The organism is Streptomyces sp. NPDC014676 (genome assembly GCF_043084105.1).
In the GTDB taxonomy this organism is placed as follows: Bacteria; Actinomycetota; Actinomycetes; order Streptomycetales; family Streptomycetaceae; genus Streptomyces.
On the sequence record NZ_JBIBZI010000022.1, the window covers coordinates 1 to 21,393 of the forward strand.

General features: G+C 66.1%; 20 protein-coding genes and 1 pseudogene. 9 read left to right on the forward strand and 12 right to left on the reverse strand.

The genetic code is table 11. The annotated features are described in order from the left end of the window. Positions 1–386 precede the first annotated feature (386 nt). Positions 387–1,826 carry a HEPN domain-containing protein gene (locus ACF1DX_RS36265; RefSeq protein ID WP_391795403.1) on the reverse strand — a complete coding sequence of 480 codons (1,440 nt, stop codon included), beginning with the start codon at positions 1,824–1,826 and terminating at the stop codon, positions 387–389. A 307-nt stretch (positions 1,827–2,133) separates the two neighbouring features. Here ACF1DX_RS36265 and tcmP point away from each other — a divergent pair, with 307 nt between their 5' ends. After that, positions 2,134–3,312, forward strand: a complete 1,179-nt coding sequence (gene tcmP, locus ACF1DX_RS36270) for a three-Cys-motif partner protein TcmP (protein WP_391795404.1) — start codon at positions 2,134–2,136, stop codon at positions 3,310–3,312. 36 nt (positions 3,313–3,348) lie between these two features. On the opposite strand, the gene ACF1DX_RS36275 is transcribed toward tcmP, so the two are convergent. Together ACF1DX_RS36275 and tpg are read right to left on the reverse strand one after the other, a co-directional pair. Next, a complete protein-coding gene (locus ACF1DX_RS36275) occupies positions 3,349–4,095 on the reverse strand; it encodes a DUF5131 family protein (RefSeq protein WP_391795405.1) in 747 nt (248 codons plus the stop codon). A gap of 307 nt (positions 4,096–4,402) precedes the next feature. Beyond that, on the reverse strand, positions 4,403–4,954 hold the full coding sequence (tpg, locus tag ACF1DX_RS36280) for a telomere-protecting terminal protein Tpg (protein ID WP_391795406.1): 552 nt from the start codon (positions 4,952–4,954) through the stop codon (positions 4,403–4,405). A 283-nt stretch (positions 4,955–5,237) separates the two neighbouring features. Between tpg and ACF1DX_RS36285 the strand changes: the two genes are divergently transcribed. Continuing rightward, positions 5,238–5,393 carry a hypothetical protein gene (locus tag ACF1DX_RS36285; RefSeq protein WP_391795407.1) on the forward strand — a complete coding sequence of 52 codons (156 nt, stop codon included), beginning with the start codon at positions 5,238–5,240 and terminating at the stop codon, positions 5,391–5,393. A gap of 1,172 nt (positions 5,394–6,565) precedes the next feature. Here the strand turns inward: ACF1DX_RS36285 and ACF1DX_RS36290 are convergent. After that, entirely contained in the window at positions 6,566–7,153 is a 588-nt protein-coding gene (locus tag ACF1DX_RS36290; protein ID WP_391795408.1) for a hypothetical protein, read from the reverse strand. 348 nt (positions 7,154–7,501) lie between these two features. Between ACF1DX_RS36290 and ACF1DX_RS36295 the strand changes: the two genes are divergently transcribed. Together ACF1DX_RS36295 and ACF1DX_RS36300 are read left to right on the forward strand one after the other, a co-directional pair. Next, a complete protein-coding gene (locus ACF1DX_RS36295; protein ID WP_391795409.1) occupies positions 7,502–8,362 on the forward strand; it encodes an RNA polymerase sigma factor in 861 nt (286 codons plus the stop codon). A 128-nt stretch (positions 8,363–8,490) separates the two neighbouring features. Further along, positions 8,491–8,667 carry a hypothetical protein gene (locus ACF1DX_RS36300; protein WP_391795410.1) on the forward strand — a complete coding sequence of 59 codons (177 nt, stop codon included), beginning with the start codon at positions 8,491–8,493 and terminating at the stop codon, positions 8,665–8,667. 395 nt (positions 8,668–9,062) lie between these two features. On the opposite strand, the gene ACF1DX_RS36305 is transcribed toward ACF1DX_RS36300, so the two are convergent. Beyond that, a complete protein-coding gene (locus ACF1DX_RS36305; RefSeq protein WP_391795411.1) occupies positions 9,063–10,457 on the reverse strand; it encodes a replication-relaxation family protein in 1,395 nt (464 codons plus the stop codon). A 686-nt stretch (positions 10,458–11,143) separates the two neighbouring features. Here ACF1DX_RS36305 and ACF1DX_RS36310 point away from each other — a divergent pair. Next, complete coding sequence (locus ACF1DX_RS36310) at positions 11,144–11,578, forward strand: hypothetical protein (RefSeq protein ID WP_391795412.1); 435 nt, start codon at positions 11,144–11,146, stop codon at positions 11,576–11,578. 994 nt (positions 11,579–12,572) lie between these two features. On the opposite strand, the gene ACF1DX_RS36315 is transcribed toward ACF1DX_RS36310, so the two are convergent. Further along, a complete protein-coding gene (locus ACF1DX_RS36315; RefSeq protein WP_391795413.1) occupies positions 12,573–13,430 on the reverse strand; it encodes a hypothetical protein in 858 nt (285 codons plus the stop codon). Positions 13,431–13,457: 27 nt separating this feature from the next. Continuing rightward, entirely contained in the window at positions 13,458–14,726 is a 1,269-nt protein-coding gene (locus tag ACF1DX_RS36320) for a hypothetical protein (protein ID WP_391795414.1), read from the reverse strand. A 148-nt stretch (positions 14,727–14,874) separates the two neighbouring features. Between ACF1DX_RS36320 and ACF1DX_RS36325 the strand changes: the two genes are divergently transcribed. Beyond that, the gene (locus ACF1DX_RS36325) at positions 14,875–15,006 is read left to right on the forward strand and encodes a hypothetical protein (protein WP_391795415.1); all 132 of its coding nucleotides are present in this window, start codon (positions 14,875–14,877) and stop codon (positions 15,004–15,006) included. A 93-nt stretch (positions 15,007–15,099) separates the two neighbouring features. Next, positions 15,100–15,282: a hypothetical protein gene (locus ACF1DX_RS36330; protein ID WP_391795416.1), complete on the forward strand. Its 183-nt coding sequence runs from the start codon at positions 15,100–15,102 to the stop codon at positions 15,280–15,282. A 219-nt stretch (positions 15,283–15,501) separates the two neighbouring features. Here ACF1DX_RS36330 and ACF1DX_RS36335 read toward each other — a convergent pair whose 3' ends face one another. The 5 genes and pseudogenes from ACF1DX_RS36335 to ACF1DX_RS36355 all read right to left on the reverse strand — a co-directional run. Next, positions 15,502–16,683 carry a hypothetical protein gene (locus tag ACF1DX_RS36335; protein WP_391795417.1) on the reverse strand — a complete coding sequence of 394 codons (1,182 nt, stop codon included), beginning with the start codon at positions 16,681–16,683 and terminating at the stop codon, positions 15,502–15,504. A 496-nt stretch (positions 16,684–17,179) separates the two neighbouring features. Further along, a complete protein-coding gene (locus tag ACF1DX_RS36340; protein WP_391795418.1) occupies positions 17,180–17,914 on the reverse strand; it encodes a hypothetical protein in 735 nt (244 codons plus the stop codon). Further along, a complete protein-coding gene (locus ACF1DX_RS36345) occupies positions 17,914–18,483 on the reverse strand; it encodes an RNA polymerase sigma factor (RefSeq protein WP_391795419.1) in 570 nt (189 codons plus the stop codon). Before ACF1DX_RS36345 ends, ACF1DX_RS36340 begins: the two co-directional genes overlap by 1 nt. Next, positions 18,480–18,728 (reverse strand): hypothetical protein, encoded by a 249-nt coding sequence (locus ACF1DX_RS36350; RefSeq protein WP_391795420.1) that lies wholly within the window; start codon positions 18,726–18,728, stop codon positions 18,480–18,482. Before ACF1DX_RS36350 ends, ACF1DX_RS36345 begins: the two co-directional genes overlap by 4 nt. 449 nt (positions 18,729–19,177) lie before the next feature. Next, positions 19,178–19,399 (reverse strand): annotated as a pseudogene (locus ACF1DX_RS36355) (cation transporter); the annotation flags it as partial. 187 nt (positions 19,400–19,586) lie between these two features. Here ACF1DX_RS36355 and ACF1DX_RS36360 point away from each other — a divergent pair. Beyond that, complete coding sequence (locus tag ACF1DX_RS36360; protein ID WP_391795421.1) at positions 19,587–20,282, forward strand: Crp/Fnr family transcriptional regulator; 696 nt, start codon at positions 19,587–19,589, stop codon at positions 20,280–20,282. 127 nt (positions 20,283–20,409) lie between these two features. Further along, complete coding sequence (locus tag ACF1DX_RS36365; protein ID WP_391795422.1) at positions 20,410–21,345, forward strand: hypothetical protein; 936 nt, start codon at positions 20,410–20,412, stop codon at positions 21,343–21,345. Positions 21,346–21,393 lie beyond the last annotated feature (48 nt).

The window sequence follows — 21,393 nt, forward strand, 5'->3', positions numbered from 1 at the left end:
CCCGCGGAGCGGGTCCCCTCCGGGCTGCGCCCGGAGGCAAGCGAACACCCGCGCTGCGCGCGGGTGTTGCGCTCCCGCTCCGCGTGAGCGCTGCTGGTCGCTGCGCGACCAGCCCACCGGCCCGGCTGCGCCGGGCCGGTGACGCTCCGTCCGCTGCGCTCCCGGAGCAGCGGGGCCTACGCCCCCGCAAGGCGGCCTCCGCTGCGCTCCAGCCACCCCGGGCGCTCCGCGCCCGAAAGGCCGGCCCCGCTACGCGGTGCGGCCAACGGGCCTACGGCCCGAGCAGTAAGAGGGAGGGGTGACCCTGCATCAGGTGATGCAGCATGTAGCTTTGACAGAACCGGGCCACCCCCTGCTTCAAACAGTCTTCAGGATGGAGTCTGGACTCAGCCTTCGCCCTCGGTCACACCAAACCATTCCGGGAAGCTTTTCCTCATTCGTCGCTCGGCATTCTGCAGCTCCCAATCATGACAAAACGCTTGACGACATTCTTCTGCACTGAAACCGAGTTGTCGAAGCAATACACTTTCGGCGAACAGGCGGGCTGTCCTAAGCAAGGCAACCATCTGCTCTACGTCATATTCGTCACTCGAATTCAGCACATGACCAATCCCGTCACGGATTTTCCGAACCTCCTGGATCCACTTTTCCTCATCTCCTACAATTTCAGCCATGAAATGGTCTGTGTACTGAAGTAGCTCACGCCCGCGAAACACGTAAGACTTTCGGTGACCGTACTGAATGACGCCCGCCAGCCACTGGTGATGCTCTGGAGATTCTTTCTTGACGGCTGAAAGGATCGCCCTGTTTCTGGCGCGGTCCTCTTCTGTTTTCTCCTCATAGTGCGGGTTGAGGCCTCGATGCAGTGCTTCGATCGCTGAGGCAATCGTGAACACCTGTTGCTGCAGGTACCCTCCTACCTCAGATTGAAGAGAGAACACCCAGTCGCATGCGGATGCCAGTTTGGCCTGCTGCTCGTACCACTTCAGGACGACGGCACCGAACTCAACATTGGGTGGGCAATGATTGCTGTTCATTCCGAAGCGCATATGCTCGCGAATCATCGGCTTACCCGGTTGTCCCTGGTCACTCCTCTTCTGGCGAACGTGGTAGAGCTTCACGGGCCAGGTCTCTAGCCATTCTTTGGTTTCGTCATAGTTCCCTACCTGGAGAGAGAACGCTTCGCAATGCCGCCCTGTGGCCAGGGTAATCAATTGTTCGAGCGGTCTGATGAATCTTTGCTCCAGATCCTCAAGGGATACTCGTTCCTCGATTTTGAGCTCAATCACTTCATGACTAGTGAACCCTGCATCCGTCAGTCGGCCTAGGTGGGATGTGGTAATTCGTCGCAGTAACACCTGGCATCCGGGAATGTTGGCTACCAGGTCTGGTACATCGAGCGCTTCGACCACCCTGTCAGAATGCTTATACACCGTGCGGTTGGCCCACTGATCCAAGTTATACAAGCGAAAGTAGGCACGGTTGAAACTGCACTCCTCCTCGTTAAGGAGTTCGTCGCCGATCAGTGCAGTATTTGCCACGAACCTATTCTGGGTTTCCTCGTATGCTTCTTCACCCTCAACGTTTTTGCTTCTGCTTCCGCCAGTGGAAAGGGCGCCCAGTAGAGTCACTCCAACGCCCATACTTCTGCCGTGTATGACGGAGTGGCTCCGCTTGGCTATGCTGCTCTGACCGGGTGAAAGCTTCTCATAGACGGAGAGTTCTGGGTGGTTTAGCTCGATTTCTAGGCTGCCGTGCATTACTTGCTCGGGATGCTGAGGGAGCCACCACTGCCCAACGTAGGTTTGCTTACACTCGTTCTGCATGGCTCAAAGCATAAACGGCGAAGGATGCCACATCTCCCAATTTCTTGTTCGACGCAGCGCTGTAGGAGTCCGTGCGGGCGGCGGTTGTTGCTGTCGCATGCTGGCAGCCGCCTGGTGCACAGCGCTGGCTTGGTCAACTCACTCGATCGAGGTATGCCCGGAACCAAGGGACGGTCCGCAGCTCTCTGCACCGGTACAGCCGCCCCAGAACTGGGACAGGTGGCGTGGTGGGCCTCTTGTCGGAATCTGGCGTGTAGCTGACTATGCGTTACAGACGGGTAGTTGAGCCGTGACGGAGTGGGGGGCCATGTCCACTGGAACGGGTGGGGATTACTGGGCGGACAAGGCTCTGCCCAGCGTGTTCAAGCACGAGCTGCTGAAGCGCTACATGCCTCAGTTCGGTGGCATGACGGCTTCGCAGACGCGGGACAAGCGTGTGGTGTACCTCGACGGATACGCAGGTGAGGGCCGCTACGAGAACGGTGATCCTGCTTCGGCGGAGATCGCTCTGCGGGTTGCCTCCCACTTCCGTGCCCAGCACGGGATCACTGTGGAGTGCTTCTTCACGGAGGCGCAGCAGAAGTCGTTCGATCGGCTGCATCAGGTCGTCGAGCAGTATCGGGCCGGCGGTGTGCTGGCACATGCCCGCCGCGGTGAGGTCGACGGGATTCTCGACAGTGTTGTTCAGCGGGCTGCAGGCGCGCCGCTGTTCCTGTTCCTGGATCCGTGCGGGCTGGTTCTTCCTCAGGATCGTCTGGTGGACGTGCTGGCCCGGCAGCGGCGTGAGACGAAACCGCCGACCGAGCTGTTGATGAACTTCAGCATGATGGCGGTGTGGCGCTTGGGCGGCCACGTGCGCTCCCCGCAGGGCAACGAGAGGTCGCTGCAGCGCTTCGACGATGTGTGCGGTGGCACCTGGTGGCGGGAGTACTTCGCAGAGGCTGCTGCCCCGAAGGCGAAGGAGGGAGCTGCTGAGGACGCCATCGAGGCCGTGGCGGCTGAGTACTCCCGTCTGCTTGAGGAGCGCACCGGCATGTTCGTGCAGTCGGTGCCGGTCTCCCACGACGCGCACAAGCGGGCCGTCTACCGGCTGGTCTTCGCCACCCGGAGTCAGTACGGCTTGTGGGTCTTTGGCGACTCGGTTGCCCGGGCTCGTGACGAATGGTGGAAGACGCTGGATGCCCGCGAGGAGAGCGAGGGGAAGCTGGCGCTGTGGCCCATGCGTCCGGACCCGAAGGAGATCACGAATCGGGCGGTTCCCGAGATCGCAAAGAACCTGGAGAAGCTGTTGCTGCGCGCCCGGGGCCCGGTCAGGCTCGTGGACCACACTTTGGAGATCTTTGGAGACTTCTACGGGCAGGTGACCGAGCCCGCGGCCCGCCAAGCAGTGCAGCGCCTGCACGGCGAGGGCAAGACACCCAGCAATGGTGTGGGCGTGAAGCGAACCCGGGAGATCAAGGTTTTTCCGGGACGTGTCGTCGCTTGACGTGCTTGGGTCGGGCAACATGCCGCCCGACCCTGCTCATACGGCAACGGGCAGCGGCATCTGGTCCCAGGTGCGGCCGTGCAGTTCGCGGCCGCCTGCCTTTGGTGTGCGGCCGCCCCACTGCTTGAAGAAGAAAGCGACGCCAGCGTCCTGGCAGGCGTCTCGGATGCCGGTGACCCATGCCTCCTCCAGGGGGCGGTGACGTGGTCCGGACTCACCGCCGGCGATGACCCAGTGGATGCCTTCGAGGCTGAGGCCGGGCAAAGGGCCGAGGAGCGGCTCGCAGGACAGGAACCGGACTGCGGCAGGGACTTCACGCAGGTCGTCGACGCGTGCCAGCTCATTCTCGGTCTCGATGGAGACGCCCACCCACAGATTGGCCGGCCACTCAAGCTTGTGCGCGACCTGGCGCAGGCGGCGGGCTCGCTTGGTCAGAACCTGGTACGTGTGCTGCGGTGTATCGGCCATGACTTGGAAGACCTGGCGGACGAAGTCCAGCGGAACCCGGGCATGGAAGAGGTCGGACATGGAGTTCACGAAAACCACCCGTGGACTCTTCCAGCCATAGGGGACGTCGAGAGCGTCAGGGTGCAGGGTGACGCCGAAGCCGGGCCCGGAGGTGCGCGGGTCGCCGTCGTTCTGGTACTTCGCCGCTCCCATGGCTTTCAGCCGCTTCGCCAGGGTGAGGGCGTAGCAGTTGTCGCAACCGGAGGAGACGCGGTCGCAGCCGGTGGTCGGGTTCCAGGTCGCCTCGGTCCATTCGATGGAACTGCGGTCGCTCACTGTTCTCCTCCTGCTGCCGTACCTAGGGCACACCGCCCACGACTGCGGGCTTGGCGGTTGTAGTGCCTAACGATGCCGTTGGGACGGGCGTACTGGGACGCACAGTTCGGCATTCGCAGGCTTTCGATCGCTTCTCGTAACCAAATTCGAACTAGCGTTCCCAATCTAGTGGGCTAAGAGCACACAGTCGATGTGGAGGGAGGCACCAACCGCTCAGAAGGCGGCCGTTGGCACGGAGCACCGCTCCAGGAGACCTCTCCCGGTTCATCTCCTGCGGACACCCAGATCCCACTGGAACAGGACACAGCTACAGGTCGAACTCCAGGTGCTCGACGTCGGTGAACTCCACCTCCAGGCCGTGGGCGCGGCGGCCGCCGTCGCGGAAGTAGACCTCTCCGAGGGCTTCCCCAGCGAGAGCACGCAGCTGCTGCTCGCTGGCACCAGCATCCTGAGCGTCGAAGAGGCGGGCCGCGTGCTGCGGGGGCAGGGCGAGGGTGAGGTGACGGATGCGGGCGTCGTCGGTGGTCCCGGGCGCGGCGGTGAAGCCGAACCGGGCGCGGGTGTCGACGACCAGGCCGGTGCTGGTGGCTGCCTGGCGCCGGGCGCGTTCACGGACGCAGGGCTGCCAGCGCTCGCGCACCGCACCCGCCAGACGCTGGGCGAGGTCGGCGCGGGGCCGGCGGATCTGGTCTTTCACGTACCGCTCCACCGTGCGCTGCGAGACGCCGAGCGCGTCGAGGCCGGATTCACTATGCAGAGAAAAGCGGGCGTGGAGGGGCAAGGTGTTCGTCGTCCGCCGGCTCTGGTGGCGCGTACAGCCTGCAGAAGGGGCAGTACATGAACTCCCAACCCTCCTCACAGGATCGTCGGTAGCTTCGGCAACTTGCCATCGGTCAGAGCCGCGAGGACCAGCACAGCGTTCGAGAACCTGATTGATGAGCTAGGAACCTCTACCAGGTGTGAGGCATCCTCGCAGGTCAGGGTCCGCAAGCGCCCAGAAGTTGTGGTCCCCGGGTCTTCGGTCGCGGGATGCGGCCCTATGCTTGGTCCCGTTCCTCCACGGCGTCTGCCCAGCGCTTCACCAACCGGTGAAGAGCCCGGCAAGCCCAGCCGGGCTGTCTCCAGATGCCACGGAGGATCACATGGAAGGACAGACGGCCGCTTCAGACGGTGACAAGGAGCAGGAGACTGCCGAGCAGCGTCGGGAACAGCGCCGGCTCATCAGGCAGCTTCTGATCGACTGGTCACCGGTGGCGGCGGGCGTCGCCAACCTCGTGATACAGCACTTCTTCTCGTAAGCGGGAAGCGCGTGATCCCGGACGTACACCACGGAGGGTCCAGCAGTGGGCCCACCCGAACTGCGGACGGCCGGGCCCACTAGCTGTGTCACGGATGGAGAGGGCCCTGGAACCGGGGGTAGGAGCCCGAGGACGGGGCCCTCTTCGTCAAGTTTTACGTGTCATCCGCACTTCGATCGTACGGGGTCAACGTGCAAGGTTGCACCCCAGCCCTGCTCCACATATGGCTACATGACGCCAGGCGTCGGGACACCCCGCGGAGGCCCCGCCGACACGCAAGCAACTCCCGGCCGCCCGATCCCCCGAAGCGCGCCACCCGCCCGTCCCCTCCCCACCCTCTCCTCCAGGTCGTAGGCGTCGTGTTCGTCGGCGAGCGCCAGGGCGTGCTCGGTCCGCAGGGCCGCCGCCGTTTTGTTGGGAGCGGTGTCCTGCCGCGTCCCGTCCGGCGCCTGGTCGCCGACTGCCGTCTCGTCGGATGGGGCGGGGCGTCGGGCCGGAATCGGGCAGCAAGCCGGTCATCCACGGGGGATGAGTGAGCTGCGGTTGTCGTCGAGCACGGCCTCGGGCAGTTCGCCAGTCTCCCGGCGTCGGATCGTTGTACGGCTCACGCGTCGTACGCGGCGGTGGCTTTGCGCTGGATCAGCAGGGGGCGAGTGGTACTCATGGCTCCGTGTTCTCCCCGGCCGCCGTCTCTCCTGGCACACCGACGTGCAGTCCAGGCCCCGTACCGGCCGGATCAGGGCGCGGGCGTTCGACTCGCTGGACTTTGAGTAGCTGACGAACACGCGCCCCACAACACAAATAAGAGCAGGAGCCGTGAGGCCTACCGGGTCTGCCCGGTGCATTCAAGCCCACGGGGCAGCGCATCCGCAGGTCAGGAGGATTGAATGCACCTCCTTCGTTGAGCAGAGTCAGCACCGCGCCAGTGTTTGGATACACCCGCACTCAACCGTGTGACGAGGATCCCTCCAGCGCGGAAGGTGCAGGTCAGAGCGGGGTTGCGCGGCTAGCCCTCTCCTCAACGAACCTGACGTCTGCTGTCGGAGTGCTCTCCCCGAGACGCAAGGGGCGAAGACAGCCCACGCTCCGCCATCCACCGCACCCGGATCCGCCGCGTGCCTGATTTCTAGGGGGACTTCGTGTCCACGCTCGCTCTGCTCGTCCTGCTGCTCCTAGTGCTCGTCGGCCTGGTCGTCGTCGTCGGCCTCGGCTATCTCGTCCACCGTCACCCGGCGCTCATGGGCCCGGTCACGGTCGCCGTGGCCGCGGCAGGTGTCCTGGCCACTCTCGTGGTCGGGGCCGCGCAGGCCGAGCCGCATGAGGCGGTGCCTGCTCCGGCAACTGCCCCGGCCCGGCAAGGCGGCTGACCTGCCGTGGTCGGGGTCCCGGCATGCCGTGGTCGGGCCCGCACCGTCCCGGCCTCCCGCCGGGCCCCGCACACGACTGCGGGCGGCACCCCCGTCGTGGGAGCGCCGCCCGCAGGGGGCGGGCGGCGTCGTCTCGTCAGCGGTGTTCCGAGGGGTGTACGCGGTGGCCGGGTCGTGGCCGCCGACCAGCAGCCCCTGCGCCTCCTTGCAGATGCCCCCGGCCACGGTCCAGCCGACAGCCACTGCGGCCTCAATGTCCACCAGCGCGACAACGTCGACGTGGTCGGCGTCGCCTCCGGCGGCCACGATCATGCAGGCCACCTTGCGCGCCCTGCGCCGGCGCAGGGTAAGGCCGGCCCAGTCGTCCATCGTGGCGGCCTTGGCCTCCAGCACCGCGATCCGGTGCCGGGCATCGGCCGCCGCGCCTGCTCCGCGTCGGCGATCATCTGCGGCGTCTCTGCCTCCACCGTCTTCTTTCGACGGCACTGCTCCGCTGCCTCGGTCTCCAACCGGTTCGCCTCGGCCCACTCCGCATCAGTGCTGTCCAGACAGCTCCCGGTCGGGGTTCCGTAGATGTCGCGGGTCTGAAATAAGCCCAGTTGGGCGGGTGATTAGAGCGCGGCAGGAAACTTTTTCGCGCGAATCTAATGGTTTTCGTCGTTGCCTTGCATACAGCAGAGCGTCAGGCCTTATAACCAGCATCCGCGGTCGCTGATCAGCGGTGGGGACACAAGGAAGAAGATGCGCTCCAACAGTATGGAAGGTCTGGAGACCCAGTCCAGGACCAGCACGGGCAGTCCCACCGACAGACTCCCCGAGGACATCCGGCGCGACGTCGACCGCGTCGCCGAACTTGTCGACACCGGCTTCACAGGGCGTCTGTGGCAGCAGACGGCCGACGAGCTCTTCGGCTACGCATTCAGGCCTCTGAGGGGAGCGATGCGTCGTACCGACAAGCTCGTGGCGCTGACCAAGAAGTCGAAGACGCCGCTGAGGATGAGTGACGAGGAGCGTTCCACGCTGCACCGTAACTCCGCGGACCGTGAGGACCTCGCCGTACGCACGATCTACGTCGCGCTGGAGACCTTCCCGACGGTTCTCAAGCGCGGCGGGTACGCGCCGTCCACCAACTGCGGTAAGAACGGTCGGCCGGCGAAGCTCACCTCGTTCTTCTACCAGCGGTGCGGGCTGGTCTTCCCTCGAGTCTTCTACACCTGGCGGGACGAGCGCGAGGACCGCTTCGAGCGTCACGCGCGCCGCATGCCTGCCGAGATGCTCGTCCGCGTGCTCGGCCTGGACGGTTCCGAACCGGCGGCCGCGGGTGTTGCCCAACTGTGCGACACCCTCACCGGCATGATCACCGAGCTCAAGCCGCGGGACCGGGCCGTGTGGCTGATGACCCTGGACGGGCTGTCCAGGAGCGAGATAGCCGACAAGCTCGGCATCAAGATCGGCGACGTCGAGAATGCCCGCTACGCCTTCCGCACCAAGGTCAAGAATCTGCGCAAGGCCGGCGCTCTGCACGTGCCCCCGGAGATCGACATGGAGTGGGCCCGGGGCGCGGCGGCCGAGAAGAACGCGACGAAGGGGGCGGGCCGATGAGTACCCCGGTCCAGCCGTCCCCGAGGACCAGCGGTGCGCGCCGCGCAGCGGTCGGAGCCATTAGTGGTGGGGCTGTTGTCGGTGCCCTGACGATGGCCGGGGCCCCTTGGGAGGCCGTCGTCGGCACCGTGGCCGTGACGCTCGTGGTGTCCCTTGTCCTGGGCCTGGCGCAGATCGTCATGCCGGAAGAGTCCGAGCATAAGCGGGACCTGTTGCTCGCGTGGCTGCGCCACCGCGAGCGCCGGTTCCAGGTGAAGGTTCATCGGCCCACGCGGAAGAACAACAGGACCGGGTCCCGCCGGTGACCGGCCGCCCTGTCCAAGGGCGGCCTCTTGCTCACCGCCACCTTCGTCCGGCCGCCGCGCGATCCCGCCTCGTCCGCGGGGGCGCGCGGCTGGACGGCGAAGCCCGCCCCCGGTCTTGCGGTCACGCTCACGTGTCCGCAAGACCGGGGCGACGTCCACGCGGGACTCCATGACCGAAGCGGCGCGGACGCCAGCGGAGGGCCGTACGTCGAGCACAGGCCCTTCGTCGACATGCCTGGGCCACTAGTCGGCTCTGACGATGGCCGACGGCTGCGCGGCCTGGAGCCGCCAGGACCGACGATCCGTCGAAGTCAGCGTTCAGTTCTTGGTCTGTGCCGGGAAGAATCTGGCGCGCTCCGATTCTGTTGTGCTGAACGGGGCGGGTCTTGTGAGCGTCAGGTGCGGAAGCGGGAGAGCCAGGTGCTGCCGGCCTTCTGCTCGGGCACGGCCCGGTCCTGCACCTGGTGCCCGTCCTCGGTGTGCTCGGCTTGGCATTCGGCGGTGACGGCTTGCTGCTTGCAGTCGTCGCACAGGTGCGGGTGGGTCTCGCGCGGGACGCCCCACCCGGCGGGCTCGATGGCCTTCCACCGTGCGTCGGTGAACCGGGTACCGCAGCCGACGCACACGGGACGGCGGGCCTCCCGCTCGGCCCGCTGCTGTTCGGCCGCGCGGCGCAGCTGCTCCTTGTGCTCCCGCATCCGGGCTTGGTACTCGGCCTGCTGGCGGGCGTCGGCCGCTTCGCGGCGGGGGTTACCGATCGCTTCCACGAGGGTCTGGTGGTGTCGACGGCCGAAGCGCCGGAAGATCGCCCCGGCCGGGCCGTGCTCTTGGAGCTGTTTCATGCCGGTGGTCACGATGGGGAGCTTGCCGTCGTACAGGTGAAAGCCGTCGTGGGCGGTGCCCTGCCAGTGCCGGCGAGTGAGTTCGGCCAGCTGCGCGGTGACGGTGTCGGGGTTGCGGGGGCCGACGCGGTTGAAGACGAGCAGCAACGGCGGGTGCGGCTGGTCGGCGTGGCGGCCGTCGGGCACCCACCAGCGGGTGCGCCACATCGGCCGCTCGGTGCCGTCGACGTCCTTCACCTTCCGCTGGCAGAACCGCATGTACTTGTCGATCTTCGCGGCGAGTACCTGTGCGGACTCGTAGCAGTTGTCGATCTCCACGAACAGCAACGGCACCCCGTCCTCGGGCGCGGTGATGACGATGTCCGCCTGGGCGCCGCCCTTACTGGGGTTGGACCAGGTGCCGGTCGCGGGCAGCGCCACCTCGGTCGCGTAGGAGGCGAGCGTGCCCAACCCGTCCGGCGCGTCGAAGGCGGCCTGCGCGGCGGCGCGAACGTCGGCTGGCTCGCCTGCAAGCTGGGACAGGTCCGGCTTCGGGCGCAGCAGGGCGAGCACGGCTTCGTTGACCGCCATCGGGTGGGAGGCGCCGGTGCGGCCCGCGCCGCGGGCCGGGTCGCCCATCTCTCCCACCGGCCGCCCCAGTTCGCGAGCGGCGGCCTTCAGGCCCATGGGTGTCAGGTTGCGCAGCGTGTCCCCGCCCGGGATCTGCCCGCCGTTCTCCGCCAGGCCGTGCTTGCGCAGATCGGACAGCGCACCCGTGTGGGAGGCGGTGCGGGCCTGCTTCCGCTTCGACGGGGTCGGCTTGTCGGTGTGCCGGTAGCTCAGGTGCGGGGCCGCGATCTGCTGGATCTGTTCGACCGTCGCGACCTTCAGCACCCCCAGCACCCGCAGCACGTCACCGCGCAGGTTGTTCGACGACCCCGCCGGATTCTCCTCACGCTTCCCCGCCATCAGCTGCGCTCCCTCCCCGTCGTCTGTCCCACGCGGCCACTGGCCGGGCGCCGGCCGGCCGCAGAGGGCATCCGGCCCCCGGACCCGATGATCTCCTCCTCCACGGACATCACAGAGAAGTTCAGGAGGAAAAAAGAGGGTCGTGACAACGCGGCACGCAGCCGTACCTGCGTGATGACCTGGGCTTTCTTCGTCCCGATCGGTGCCGGGCACCAAAGTGGGTTCCACAGTGGCGTCCCAAGTGCGTACCGCAGGAGTCCGGGGCGGCTTGCCCGGTACTGGTCGGGCCCGTGGTCGGGGCGGGCGCGCCGGGCGCCTGCCGGGGGTCGGCGCATGGTCATCGCGGTGGCTCCTTCGCTTCAGGCCGCCCTGGTGGGCGGGGACTCGAGGGAGCAGCGTCCCCGGGACCCCCTTGTCCGCGGTCTGACGGCCACCGGCAGCAAACGTGGTCAAGGCGAAACGCGGTCGTGGTCGGGGCGGTAGCAGAGGTGGACAAGGGGGCATGGTCGGGTCCGTGGTCGGGTCGACCCTGCTAAACAAGTGAGCCGGGTTTGACCCTTGCAGCCCCGATTCATCCCATCCAGGAGGAGGGGAAGAGTTCTCTGCCCTCTGTCCACAGGCTGGCGGGCCGACCCTGCTGGGACGTCGCCGCGATCGGCACGGCGCCCGTACGTCAGGAGCTGCCCATGTCCCCGATCGTTCCCTCCCTGCCCCCGCACCTGGTCCAGCTCGGCTTCGACTACGTCCTGGCCGTGGAGGCTGAAGACGACGCCCAGGCCGCGCGGCTCGCGCCCGAGGTGGAGCAATTGCCGGGACTGATGCCAGGCTTCGCGGAGCTGATCGTCTTCCCCGTGACCGCACTGTCCGACGACACCGACCCCTGCGCCGACTCCTTCGTCCTGGACGAGGTCGGCGTCATCTACCTGATGGCGATCCGCGAGTGGGCCACGCACGCCCCCGCGCCTGCCGCACCGAGGATCGCCCACACCATCGCGCACTTCGTCGGCCAGATCCTCGCCGACGCAACGACGGACGCCGTCCCGACTCTGCAGGCGCTGCACGATGAACAGGTGGCGCGGGCCCGCGCGGTGGTGGAGAACGCCGTGGCTCTGCACCACTGACCGCTCCACCGCACCGGGTAGGAGCGCACCGGTGCGGTGGAGCGCCCATCCAGTCCGCACCGCGTCCATCCGATGCGCACCACGATGCGCACCACCGTCTACCCGGTGCGCCTCCAAGTGATCTTCATCAGGTCGACGCCACCGTAGTCGTTGCGCACATCAGGTAACAGCGGGAACAGGCCAATGCGCAGCCTCGACCAAGGGCTGCGCAACCCCAACCGTGGGCCCGACCACCGCAGGTCACAGCATCGCGCAGCCACAACGGCCGAATTGTGCAGGCTGCCGACGCCATGCACAGTGCACATCCCACGCCACCGCTGCACAGTCGGTTGCACAGGCAAGATGTGGGTGGGCTACGACAGCTGGTCGTCCTCGCCAGCTCGGTCTCGGACCGCTCTCTTGGCACGATGCCAGGCCGCGAAAACCTCAGGGAGCTGATCCAAAAGGGCCCGCACAGTAAACAACAAGACGCTCATCGCGCCCGCCGCACCCAAGATCCACAACGTGAGCACATCCACCGCTTCGATACCTTCGTGACAGAGGTCGAACCGGGACGATGTGGCTCAGTTCGACCAGAAGACGGTCAGAACTGAGTTCCACGCCGACAGTAAAGCTCAGGCACAGCTGATGAGGTCAGGCGGAGGCCAAGGCGTCCGCAAGCGGCTGGTTGAGTGCAGGAGTCCGGGTCGTGGTTCACGGATCACAACAGGGACCAACGACATGTCGGCTCGCTCGTCCCTGCGCCTGCCGAGCATCATCCAATCGCACCGCAGCACCTCACGCCCTGGTTGCCCCAACATCACCACGTGATGACACAGCTTGTGCTACAAGCACGGTCACACGCCGAACACCGTTATAACCTCCAGCAGGAGGTCGGGGCGCGGGCGGTGCAGGCGTACAGGATGGTGCCACCGGCCGGCCTCACTGCGGGCGACGTTCACAGCGACCTCCACCACGAGGTGCACGCCGGTCGGCAGTGGCAGGCGTTCCGGGTTCAGCTGCTGAGAGCAGCGGCGATGTAACTCGGCATGAGCTGGCGGATGCGGTCGACAGGGACGTCACCCGCGAGAGCCTGCACGGCAAGCCTAGTGCCGGCAGTGGACGCTGCACCGAACAGTGTCCGCAGCAGCTCCATACCTTCCTGTGCAGTGTCGCCAACGCGCTGATCATCACGCAGCGTTGCGTAAGTGCGTGCGACTTCGGCAGGGGGCACCGTCATCATGATGCGGTAGATGTCGCCGGCGTCCTTGCTGCTAAGCCGGTCGGGCCGCCTTTTTGCGTCTTGAATCCGTTCGTCCAGTTTGATGGCTTTAGCGACCAAGAGGGCGGTGGGGCCCGCGACGTAGGCCTCCAGACGACGGGAGTCCCCAGGGGCCAGACCGGTGATCGTCATGAGTGAACGGTCGACCGCGGCCACTTCGAGGCCGGGCACCTTCTTCGTCGCCCACTCGTGGTGGGGCGGCAGCTCTGTGCGGCGTCTGCTGTTGGGGCGCGGCGCAAGCTTGTACGGGACCAGGAGGTCTACCTCTACTGGGACGGTCAGCGAGCCGACCTGCTGGGGGCGTTCCCACAAGCCGGACTGGTTGTCCCGCCGGACAAAGCCAGCCGCGTGCATGGCCTGCTCGAGGAGCGGATCGTCTCCCAGGTGCTGGGGGTCGATGCTGATGTCGCCGTCGGAGGTGTAGGCGGCGCTGCGCAGTGTTGCGGTCTGGGTGCGCAGGTAGACGGCCTGTGCCCCGACGATGGTCAGAGCATCACGGTGATTCTGCAGAGCGATGAGGGCATCGAGCAGGGCACTGCGTGCTGCTTGGTTGAGTTCCGCTGCGTCGACGCCTGCTGGTGCCTGCGACATGTTGCCCCCCGTGTTCGTGGGGGGATCTTAGAACAGGGCCGTCGGGTCTGTACCGAAATTGGTGTTCCGGTAGGTCCCAGCTTGCTGGAGGGTGTCCAGACGCCAGGCGCTCTCGTCTCTGGCCATGTACTTAAGCACTTCCTCGCCCTCTGCGGGCATGCGGCCGGGGCCGGAGAGGCAGTCCAGGACGAGCTGGCTGAGGCCGACCTGCCAGGTCCCCTCATACTTGCGGGGCCGATACAGCACGCTCGAATCCCAGGGCCCTAGGAGCAGAACGTCGGCGCCCTCGGAAACGGGCAGAAGGCCGAGTTCGCCAGCAATCGCCGCGTTCCGAATCTCATTGGAGGAGGTGTAGAGCATCAGTTGCCCGCCGACAGCGACCGGGGCAACCGAGCGGGCGGCGTAGGAGCCTGTTACCAGGACCTCTGTGTCTGCAACGTATCCGTCGCGGGCGACCACCTGGCCCAGTACATGCTGGATGCCCATGGGGGCCAGCAGCCCCATGGGCCGTGTCTGGTGCATCAGGTCCAGAGTGCTGGCACGCAGGCGCAGCAGCTGCTGCCAGTCAACGTGGCTGACGACCTTGCCGTCGCGCTCGATCACCAGCTGGTCTTCCAGGCTGTCGAGCAGCCTGGAGACGTACGCCAGACTCAGCGTGGCGTGGTTGGCGAGTTCGGTTGCCCGGTAAGGGGGGCGGACGTCCGTGAGTAGCCGTACGAGCCGGCCCGCTCGCGGACCGGTGAGCATGGGTTTGTTCTTGTTGGCTGGCCGGTGGCTGGCAGGGGCCTTCTCTGTGCCCTGAGTGCGAAGGACTATGGCTGGCCTGGACACGCGAAGCGACACGTTGCCGGTGAGGTCCAGATAGTCGATTCCCCGTTTGTTCAGTTCGTCCTGGGCCCGAGGGCTGATCCACGGGGCGAACACCATCAGCCGAGTGTTGTGGTTCACCCTGCGCACCAGCATCGCAGTGGGGCCGAGCACGTCGGCGACCTCTTTGGGCATGACACGGGTACGGACGTCAATGAGCAACTCGGTGAAGATCCCGTCTCCGGGGGAGGTGATCCGCAGGACCGCGTCCCACCCCTGGCTTCCCTCATTAACCTTGGAGAACTCTTCGGGCTGGGCGATGACGTCCCATTCCCTTCCCAGCAGCTCGCGCAGCTTCTGGGTGCCCAGCTCCAAGATGCTGGCAGCCTCTGCGTTAGTCGTGACGTCGTCCACCCCCTGATCGTCGCACGGCAACTCCACGAGAACCAGAAAACTTGCCGATTCAAGAGACTTGCCCTTCAGTGGCAAGTTCGAAAAATCGGCAAGTTTTCCAGTTATATCAACTTGCCACAGCTCGGCAAGCAGCGAAAATCAGCAAGCCACAGCGGGCCTGGGACCTGCTCTATCAGTCGCCGAACCGCGCTACGGCCCACCGGGACAGGTCAAGGCGGACACGGTGGAGGTGTACAGGGTGGCGCCGCCGGCCGACGGCATCGCAGGCGAAATCCACCACCAGCCGCGGGTCGACGAGCGTGACGTCCAGGACGTCGCGGCTGTGACCTATACGCAAGTCAAAGCCGGTGACTGAGCAGGGAGAAGTTCACCGCCGTGCAGGCACGCCTTGGGCCGAACCGAGCCAGGGTGGTGAAGAAGAAGTTCCCAAGACCGGGATGATCAGACAATGACCGACCGCCGCCCGCTGGGCCCCGGAACCGACCGCGCCGTCACCGACACCGAGCTACCTCCGGCACCGCGTGCACAACTCGCCGCCGAACGCCTGCCCACTGCCCCGGCCGCCGCCCCGAAACCGCGTCCGGCAGCCGGGCGCCGCGCCCTGGGCGTCGGCTCCGCCGCCAAGGCGTGACCGCGGTCGTCGTGGGAAGGGCTCACCTTCCTCAACGGCGGTGCCGTGGCCGCTGCTGTTCTTGCCGGTCTGACCGCAGCCAGCGTCAGCGTCCCCGTACCCCTTCACTCATCGGGTGAGGTCCGGCCACAGACTTCATGAATCTTTTGGAGGAAGGCATCGTGGACCGGCTACCCGCAGGGCTTCAGGACGGGCAGCTGGTCCACGGGGTTTTCCGCCTCACCGGGGGATAATCAGATCGGTGAGCTGTCCCGCGGTGGGTATCCGCCCGCGGTTGACAACGACTGCGACGAAGATGGCCACGACCGGCAGCAGAGGGATGAGGGCCGCGTCGGGCAACCCAACGAAGGCTGCGCCGGTCATCACCAGGACGACCGTGAGCCCCACCACAAGCCCCCGCAAACGCTCTCTCGGTGCGGCCGGAGTCGCACCTGCAAGTTGGTCTGCGTCGAGAAGGTCATCGATACGGCCCTCGGCGTAGCGTTCGGCGATGGTCAGGAGCATTACGGTGAGGTCTTCCAGAGCGGGGCCCGGTTTGGAGTCCTGTCGTGCTTCCGCCCGTCGCAGCGCGCCCACCACCAGTGCGGCATGGGCCTTGAACTGCCGTTCGTTGTGTCGTCTGGCTCTAGCACGGCGCGTGCGGTGGGCCCTCCAGATGGCGCGCTCGACCGGCTGCACGGAAACACGCGGGATCTGGCAGTCCGGCTGGGTTTCCTCCCAGCGCCGCAGAACCGTGGCGCACTGGGCTGCGACCGTCAGCAGGGCAACGACCGGCCAACAGCGCCGGTCCTCGATGAGCGCACTCTCCCCGTCCGCGTGCCTGGTGAGGACCTCCAGGTCGTAGGCGGCAAGTGTCGTGCCTCTGCCAGAGCCGGTCAGGTTCACGCGCTTGATGAACCGCACCTCGGCGATCAGAATCAAGGCCACGAGCAAGAGCGCCGACACTCTGCTGATCATGGAAGAGTCCCAGGTGACAACCGACGTCGGCATGGCCACGAAGCTGCTGAGCAGCGTCTGCATCACACCGGGGTGCGGTCCGGGGTCCGCACTCCACCGCAGACTCTCCCAGTCGGCTATATCGTCGATGCGCGCCACGACGAACAGCAGCAGTACAAACCGGAGGATCTTGAACGGCCCGGCCAGAGGCCGGGCACGCCACCACCGCACGACATACCCAGGGGCCAATCCGTGGCCGCCGACCCGGTCTCGTATTCGTGGTGGCAGCAGCAGCATCTGCGTAAGAAGCGGAGCAGCTCGACGCACCCCCGAATCTGCACGCAGTCGCTCGAAGCGGTCCAGACATCCCAACCACCAGCGCTGAACCGGTCCTGGAATGGCGATGAGAAGGATCGCGATCCCAAGCACCAGCTCGCCGACCACGATGAGAGACCAGATCAACACGTCACCAGTCTCACCCGCCCCACCGACATTGCATCGTCGCCGGCAGTGGGCCAGCGCGTGGGCGGGATAGTGCCGCCCACGTATATGACAGCGAACCAGACACTTACCTCACCAGCCATGGCCGCGGACAGTAGAGCGAGGCGGTCTTCTGCCCAACTTGCCGGGTCAGTACCGCTGGCCTGACAGCAGGCCCGCATCCTCACCACCTGACCAGCGTCTTGCCGCGCACAAACAGCAGGTTCCATCCTGCTGTGTGGCTTCGCTCGCCCCGGACGAACGTCACCATGCTCAGCCGGCAGACTGCAAATAGACAACCAAGACGTGGTCGAACTCAACATACGCACGAAGCAGCTGTACGGATGAGCCAGGAAGCTGGGCCAGGAAGTTCCTGCTCCGGCTGCGTTGTCGCCGGGCACCTATGCCTCGTGGGTACACCTTCCCCAGGGCGGCCGGTGCCCGCGGCCGCCCCATCGTCAGCTTCGGGTGATTGCGGTGGTCAGTGGTGAGCGAGTTCTCTTGGGAGTCGGTCTGTGGTCATGAAGGCGCTGAGAGCGGACCCCCAAGGCACGGTGCTGGCGAATCCTTCAGCGAGGTGGGTGGCGGATCGGACAGGTTGCGGTAGGTGGCGGTCTCGGGTGAAGCCGAGCATGCGAGCCATGGCGCGCCAGATGCGGGCATCGGGGCTGCTGTGGCCGACGGCTGCATGGTGGGCGGCGAGAAGGTGTGCGGCGAGGGGGTCTCCGGCGCCGGCGGCGAAGCGCCACCAGTACAGGGCGCTTTCGCGTCGGTCGAGGGTGTAGAGGAGGCAGGCGAAGGTGCGAGCTCCGGTCTGGTCGTAGTCGGCGGCAAAAGCGGCGAGGGAGTCTATGTCGTTGGAGCGCAGCACGGTCTCGCAGAGTCTGCGGACGTGATCGATGACGGCGGTCGGGGTGGTGGCGGGGTCGGTGGTGAGAATGGGGGTGGGGCGGCGGCGTGGGCCGCGGCGGGTGCGGGGCCGGGAGTCAGTGGGCCGGTTGGGTACGGGGGCGCCAGCCGGTGGCGAGATCTGAGCCGGTGCCTCTACTGGCACGGGTGGTGAAGTTGGGTCGGTGGCTGCGCGCATGATCCGGGAGGGTCGGGCCGCTTCCTGGGCGATGCGGGCGGCAAGGCGGCGCAGGAAGTCGTCGGTGTCGTGGTGGTCGTATTGCTCGTGAAGGGCCTGCGCTTCGGCGCGCAGGAGATCTTCGAGCATCAGGTGTCCCCTTTCCCCGTGTCTGGGAGACCCATCAGGTGGTGGAGTTTCTTCAGGCCCAGATGGACGTTGGTTTTCGCCGCGCTGGGTGTGATGCCCAGGCGGGTGGCGATCTCGGTGAAGTCGAGTTCGGTGAGATAGCGCAGGCGGACGCAGTTGGCCTGGAGCGGGGCCCGCTGGTCCAGGTCGGCTAGGGCGCGATCCAGGCGGTCATGACCGCGCAGGAGCATTAGGTCATCGGCGGTCGGCACGTCGGCGTAGCTGAACTCTGAATGGCTGACTTCACGACCGGCGGTGCGGGCGCGGCGCCGGTAGAAGTCGGTGATCGCGTTGTCGAGTATGCGGTGGGCGAGCGCGATCGGGTTGGCGTGGGCAAGGATCCGCGGCCACTTGCGGTACATCACGACGGCGGCGTCCATGAGGGCTTCGTCGGCGTCGTGGGGATCGCGCAGGCGGGAGCCAGTGATGCGCAGGAAGTCGCCCTTATAGCGGGCGAAGAAAACCTCGAAGTCGTTGGGCAGGTCGACGGGCTCGATCAGCCCGAAGTCCCGCTCGTCGGGGTTGGTCACCGCTCCTCCTGTTCCTGCAGCGCGGCGGTGAGCCCCGGATCGAACGGCAGCCCCATGGGCTGTACGGCCGGCGCGGCAGGGTGTGCCGGTGCCGTAGGTGCGGAGAGACGCGCGTGATAGCGGTGTTCGTCTCGAGCCAGCGAGGCGGTGCGGACGATGCGCCTGACGGCGGCGTCGAGTCCGGCTGCGGTCATCCGGTAGGCGCCGACCAACGCCAGCGCGTACCAGGCCCAGTGAAGCCCCACAGACCCTCCTTCAACTCAACTCGTCCCCCAGGCTGCACAGTTGCCGTCCGGGGGGAGGACCGTGGCCCTCAACCCGTTCACCGTTGGGAAGGACGCTGGGAGTTAACTGTGCGGCACAAGTTCTCAGCGGAGCGTAGTCATCCGGTTGTGACGCAGGGTGTGACCTGCATATACGTAAAGAACTGTGATCAGAGTCACGTTTACCGATCAAACGTTCGCCACGGCTCGCCACCCCCAGCCACCCCGCGCACAACCAACCACCGCAAGGAAGCCCGCGGACAATCACCCCTGCGGGCAAGGCGCCAGCCAAGCTTCGGACACAAGCCCGCCCCGTCCGTCCCCGGAGCACTCACCGCCCTCGGATCCAGGAGGAAGACCGCACAAGGTTGTGCCCCCGGCGCCTTCCGTCACTGAACCGACGCCGACCGGGCCGACCGCATCTCTCGTCAAGACCAGCTGGGGAGGGCGTTGAGGACCAGGCCGACCAGGAGCACGGCGGACAGAGAGGTGCACAGCAGCGTCTGCTTGGAGTCGGCGACCGCGCCGGCCGAGCCGAATTCTCGGCCCGCCCTGCACTGAGTGGCAGACAGGAACAGCATGATCGCCAAGGACAAGGCGGCGATGACGAAACTGGGGATGGAGCGTTCAGCCTCTCCAATGCCGGTCAGTGCGTGGCTGACGATGTGGTGGCGATGCGAACACGGCTCGAGCTCATCTACGGATGCAGCATGATGGACGGCATGACGCTGCATCAGCGGAGCTGGAGGACACGTAGGCGCAGCTTTCGGGGCAAATCTGCTTCTCTCATCTTCCGCGTACAGGTAAGTACCAGCCAGGTGCAGCGACTGAGGCCACGACGTGGCTGAGCGCAAAGTACGGGAGTCGACTCCAGCACGGCGAAGCCTTCGCGACTTCGTCGGAGAAACAGTCTGGGCTGACCTGTTGAAGCATTCCTTTGAACGGCGGCACCCAGCGGGCAGCGTACTGCTACGGCAGGGCGAGCCCGGCACGCACGTGCTTGCTGTCATAGCAGGCGTAGCCAAGGTCATCCGGCAGGAACGCAACGGTGATCTGTCGCTGCTCGCTTTCCGCGGTCCTGGAGAACTGTTGGGTGAGGTGGCCGTGCTGGATGACGGGGTCCGCTCGGCGAGCGTCGAGTCCATCTCCCAATGTGTTGTGGGGGTCATGGGCAAGGCGGAGTTCCTGACCTTCGTCAACGGGCACGGTCTGTTCCCCGTGCTCGTCAGGTATGCCCTCACTCGGTTGCGGGAATCGGACGAGGCACGCGGCGGTGGCGACGTCCGCATCCGGCTGGCCGCCACCTTGGTACACCTGATCGACATCTCGGGGCATCCTCATTTCGCGCATAGCGCCAGCGGCCCTGTAGAACTTGCGCTGACCCGTCACGAGCTGGCCCAGCACCTGGGGACGTCCCGGAACACCATCACCGCCGCCTTGAACGACCTTGCGTCTTGTGGTGTACGCGCGGGACGGAGACGGATCCTCATCGATGACTTGCCGGCTCTGCGCCTCATCGTGAGCCGGGAAGCGTAGGAGAACAGTCGCTGGCGAATGTGGCGGCCGTCACGCCGTTTCTGCACTCCTCGAGCACACGGTCACCCTTCTTCCCGGCAGGCTCAAGGTCGTCCACGACGTACGAAGGCCTACGCAAGGAGCTCCGATGCCGCATACCGATCAGCCCTACACGCACAGTCGTCCTCTTCCTCCCTACCGGGGGATCCTGGCCGTCGACGCCAAGGACTTCACCGGGTATCCGGCCGTGCAACACGGGTCGATCAGCCGGGCCATCCCCCAGCTTTTGGAGATGTCGTTCGAGCGCGCCGGGATCTCGGAGGTGTGGAAGGACCGGCGGTTCCCCGACTCCACGGGCGACGGTTACGTATTCGGGTTCGATCCGGTGGTCATGCCGTTCGTCGTTCATCCTTGGCTGGCCGCTCTCCAGGACGTGCTGACGGAGTTCAACATGCACTCGGCGGGAGTAGTGCGTATCCGCTTACGCGCCAGCCTCAACATCGGACCGTTGCCCGATACGGGCGACGAGTTCGATGGCAACGGCACACCGCGCAACGACACCCACCGGCTGTTGGACTCCCGCCCCGTCAAAGCCGTATTGGCGGCCTCAAGCGCCAACGTCACGCAGGTCGCGGCGATTCTTTCGGAACGGTGTTACCAGGACGTGGTAGCGAGCGGGTACACAGGCCGTCATCCGGACCACTTCATCGAGGTGCCGGCGACTGTCGAAGGCAAACCGTTCGCCCAGCGGGCCTGGCTGTACGTGCCCGTGCCATCCGGCAATCTGTACGACCGTCGTGTCCTCGGCGACCAGGTCATCGACGACCAGGAGAAGCGTCAGCCGGACGGCGGCTCCCGGCAGCACCTGGCCGGCCAGGGAGCAGCCGCGACATCCCGGTCGGTGGTCAGGGCTGACCGCAGCAACGTCAACAGCGGGACGGTGTATGGCGGTCAGAGCGTCAGCAACATCGACGTGGGCCGTGATCACATTGGCGGTGACTACGTCCGGGGCAACAAGGCGGACACGGTCCACGGCAATCAGGGCGACACCATCCACGGCGACAAGTACGAGGGCAACCGGTGAGCGCGGCCGCCGACGAGCCGTCCCCGCCCGGTCAGCGATCTGCGCTCG

Excerpts from the sequence above, each read along its gene's own strand:
- ACF1DX_RS36265 (WP_391795403.1), bottom strand. The coding sequence starts at position 1,826 with ATGCAGAACGAGTGTAAGCAAACCTACGTTGGGCAGTGGTGGCTCCCT.
- tcmP (WP_391795404.1), top strand. The coding sequence starts at position 2,134 with ATGTCCACTGGAACGGGTGGGGATTACTGGGCGGACAAGGCTCTGCCC.
- ACF1DX_RS36285 (WP_391795407.1), top strand. The coding sequence starts at position 5,238 with ATGGAAGGACAGACGGCCGCTTCAGACGGTGACAAGGAGCAGGAGACT.
- ACF1DX_RS36295 (WP_391795409.1), top strand. The coding sequence starts at position 7,502 with ATGCGCTCCAACAGTATGGAAGGTCTGGAGACCCAGTCCAGGACCAGC.
- ACF1DX_RS36305 (WP_391795411.1), bottom strand. The coding sequence starts at position 10,457 with ATGGCGGGGAAGCGTGAGGAGAATCCGGCGGGGTCGTCGAACAACCTG.
- ACF1DX_RS36310 (WP_391795412.1), top strand. The coding sequence starts at position 11,144 with ATGTCCCCGATCGTTCCCTCCCTGCCCCCGCACCTGGTCCAGCTCGGC.
- ACF1DX_RS36315 (WP_391795413.1), bottom strand. The coding sequence starts at position 13,430 with ATGTCGCAGGCACCAGCAGGCGTCGACGCAGCGGAACTCAACCAAGCA.
- ACF1DX_RS36330 (WP_391795416.1), top strand. The coding sequence starts at position 15,100 with ATGACCGACCGCCGCCCGCTGGGCCCCGGAACCGACCGCGCCGTCACC.
- ACF1DX_RS36340 (WP_391795418.1), bottom strand. The coding sequence starts at position 17,914 with ATGCTCGAAGATCTCCTGCGCGCCGAAGCGCAGGCCCTTCACGAGCAA.
- ACF1DX_RS36365 (WP_391795422.1), top strand. The coding sequence starts at position 20,410 with ATGCCGCATACCGATCAGCCCTACACGCACAGTCGTCCTCTTCCTCCC.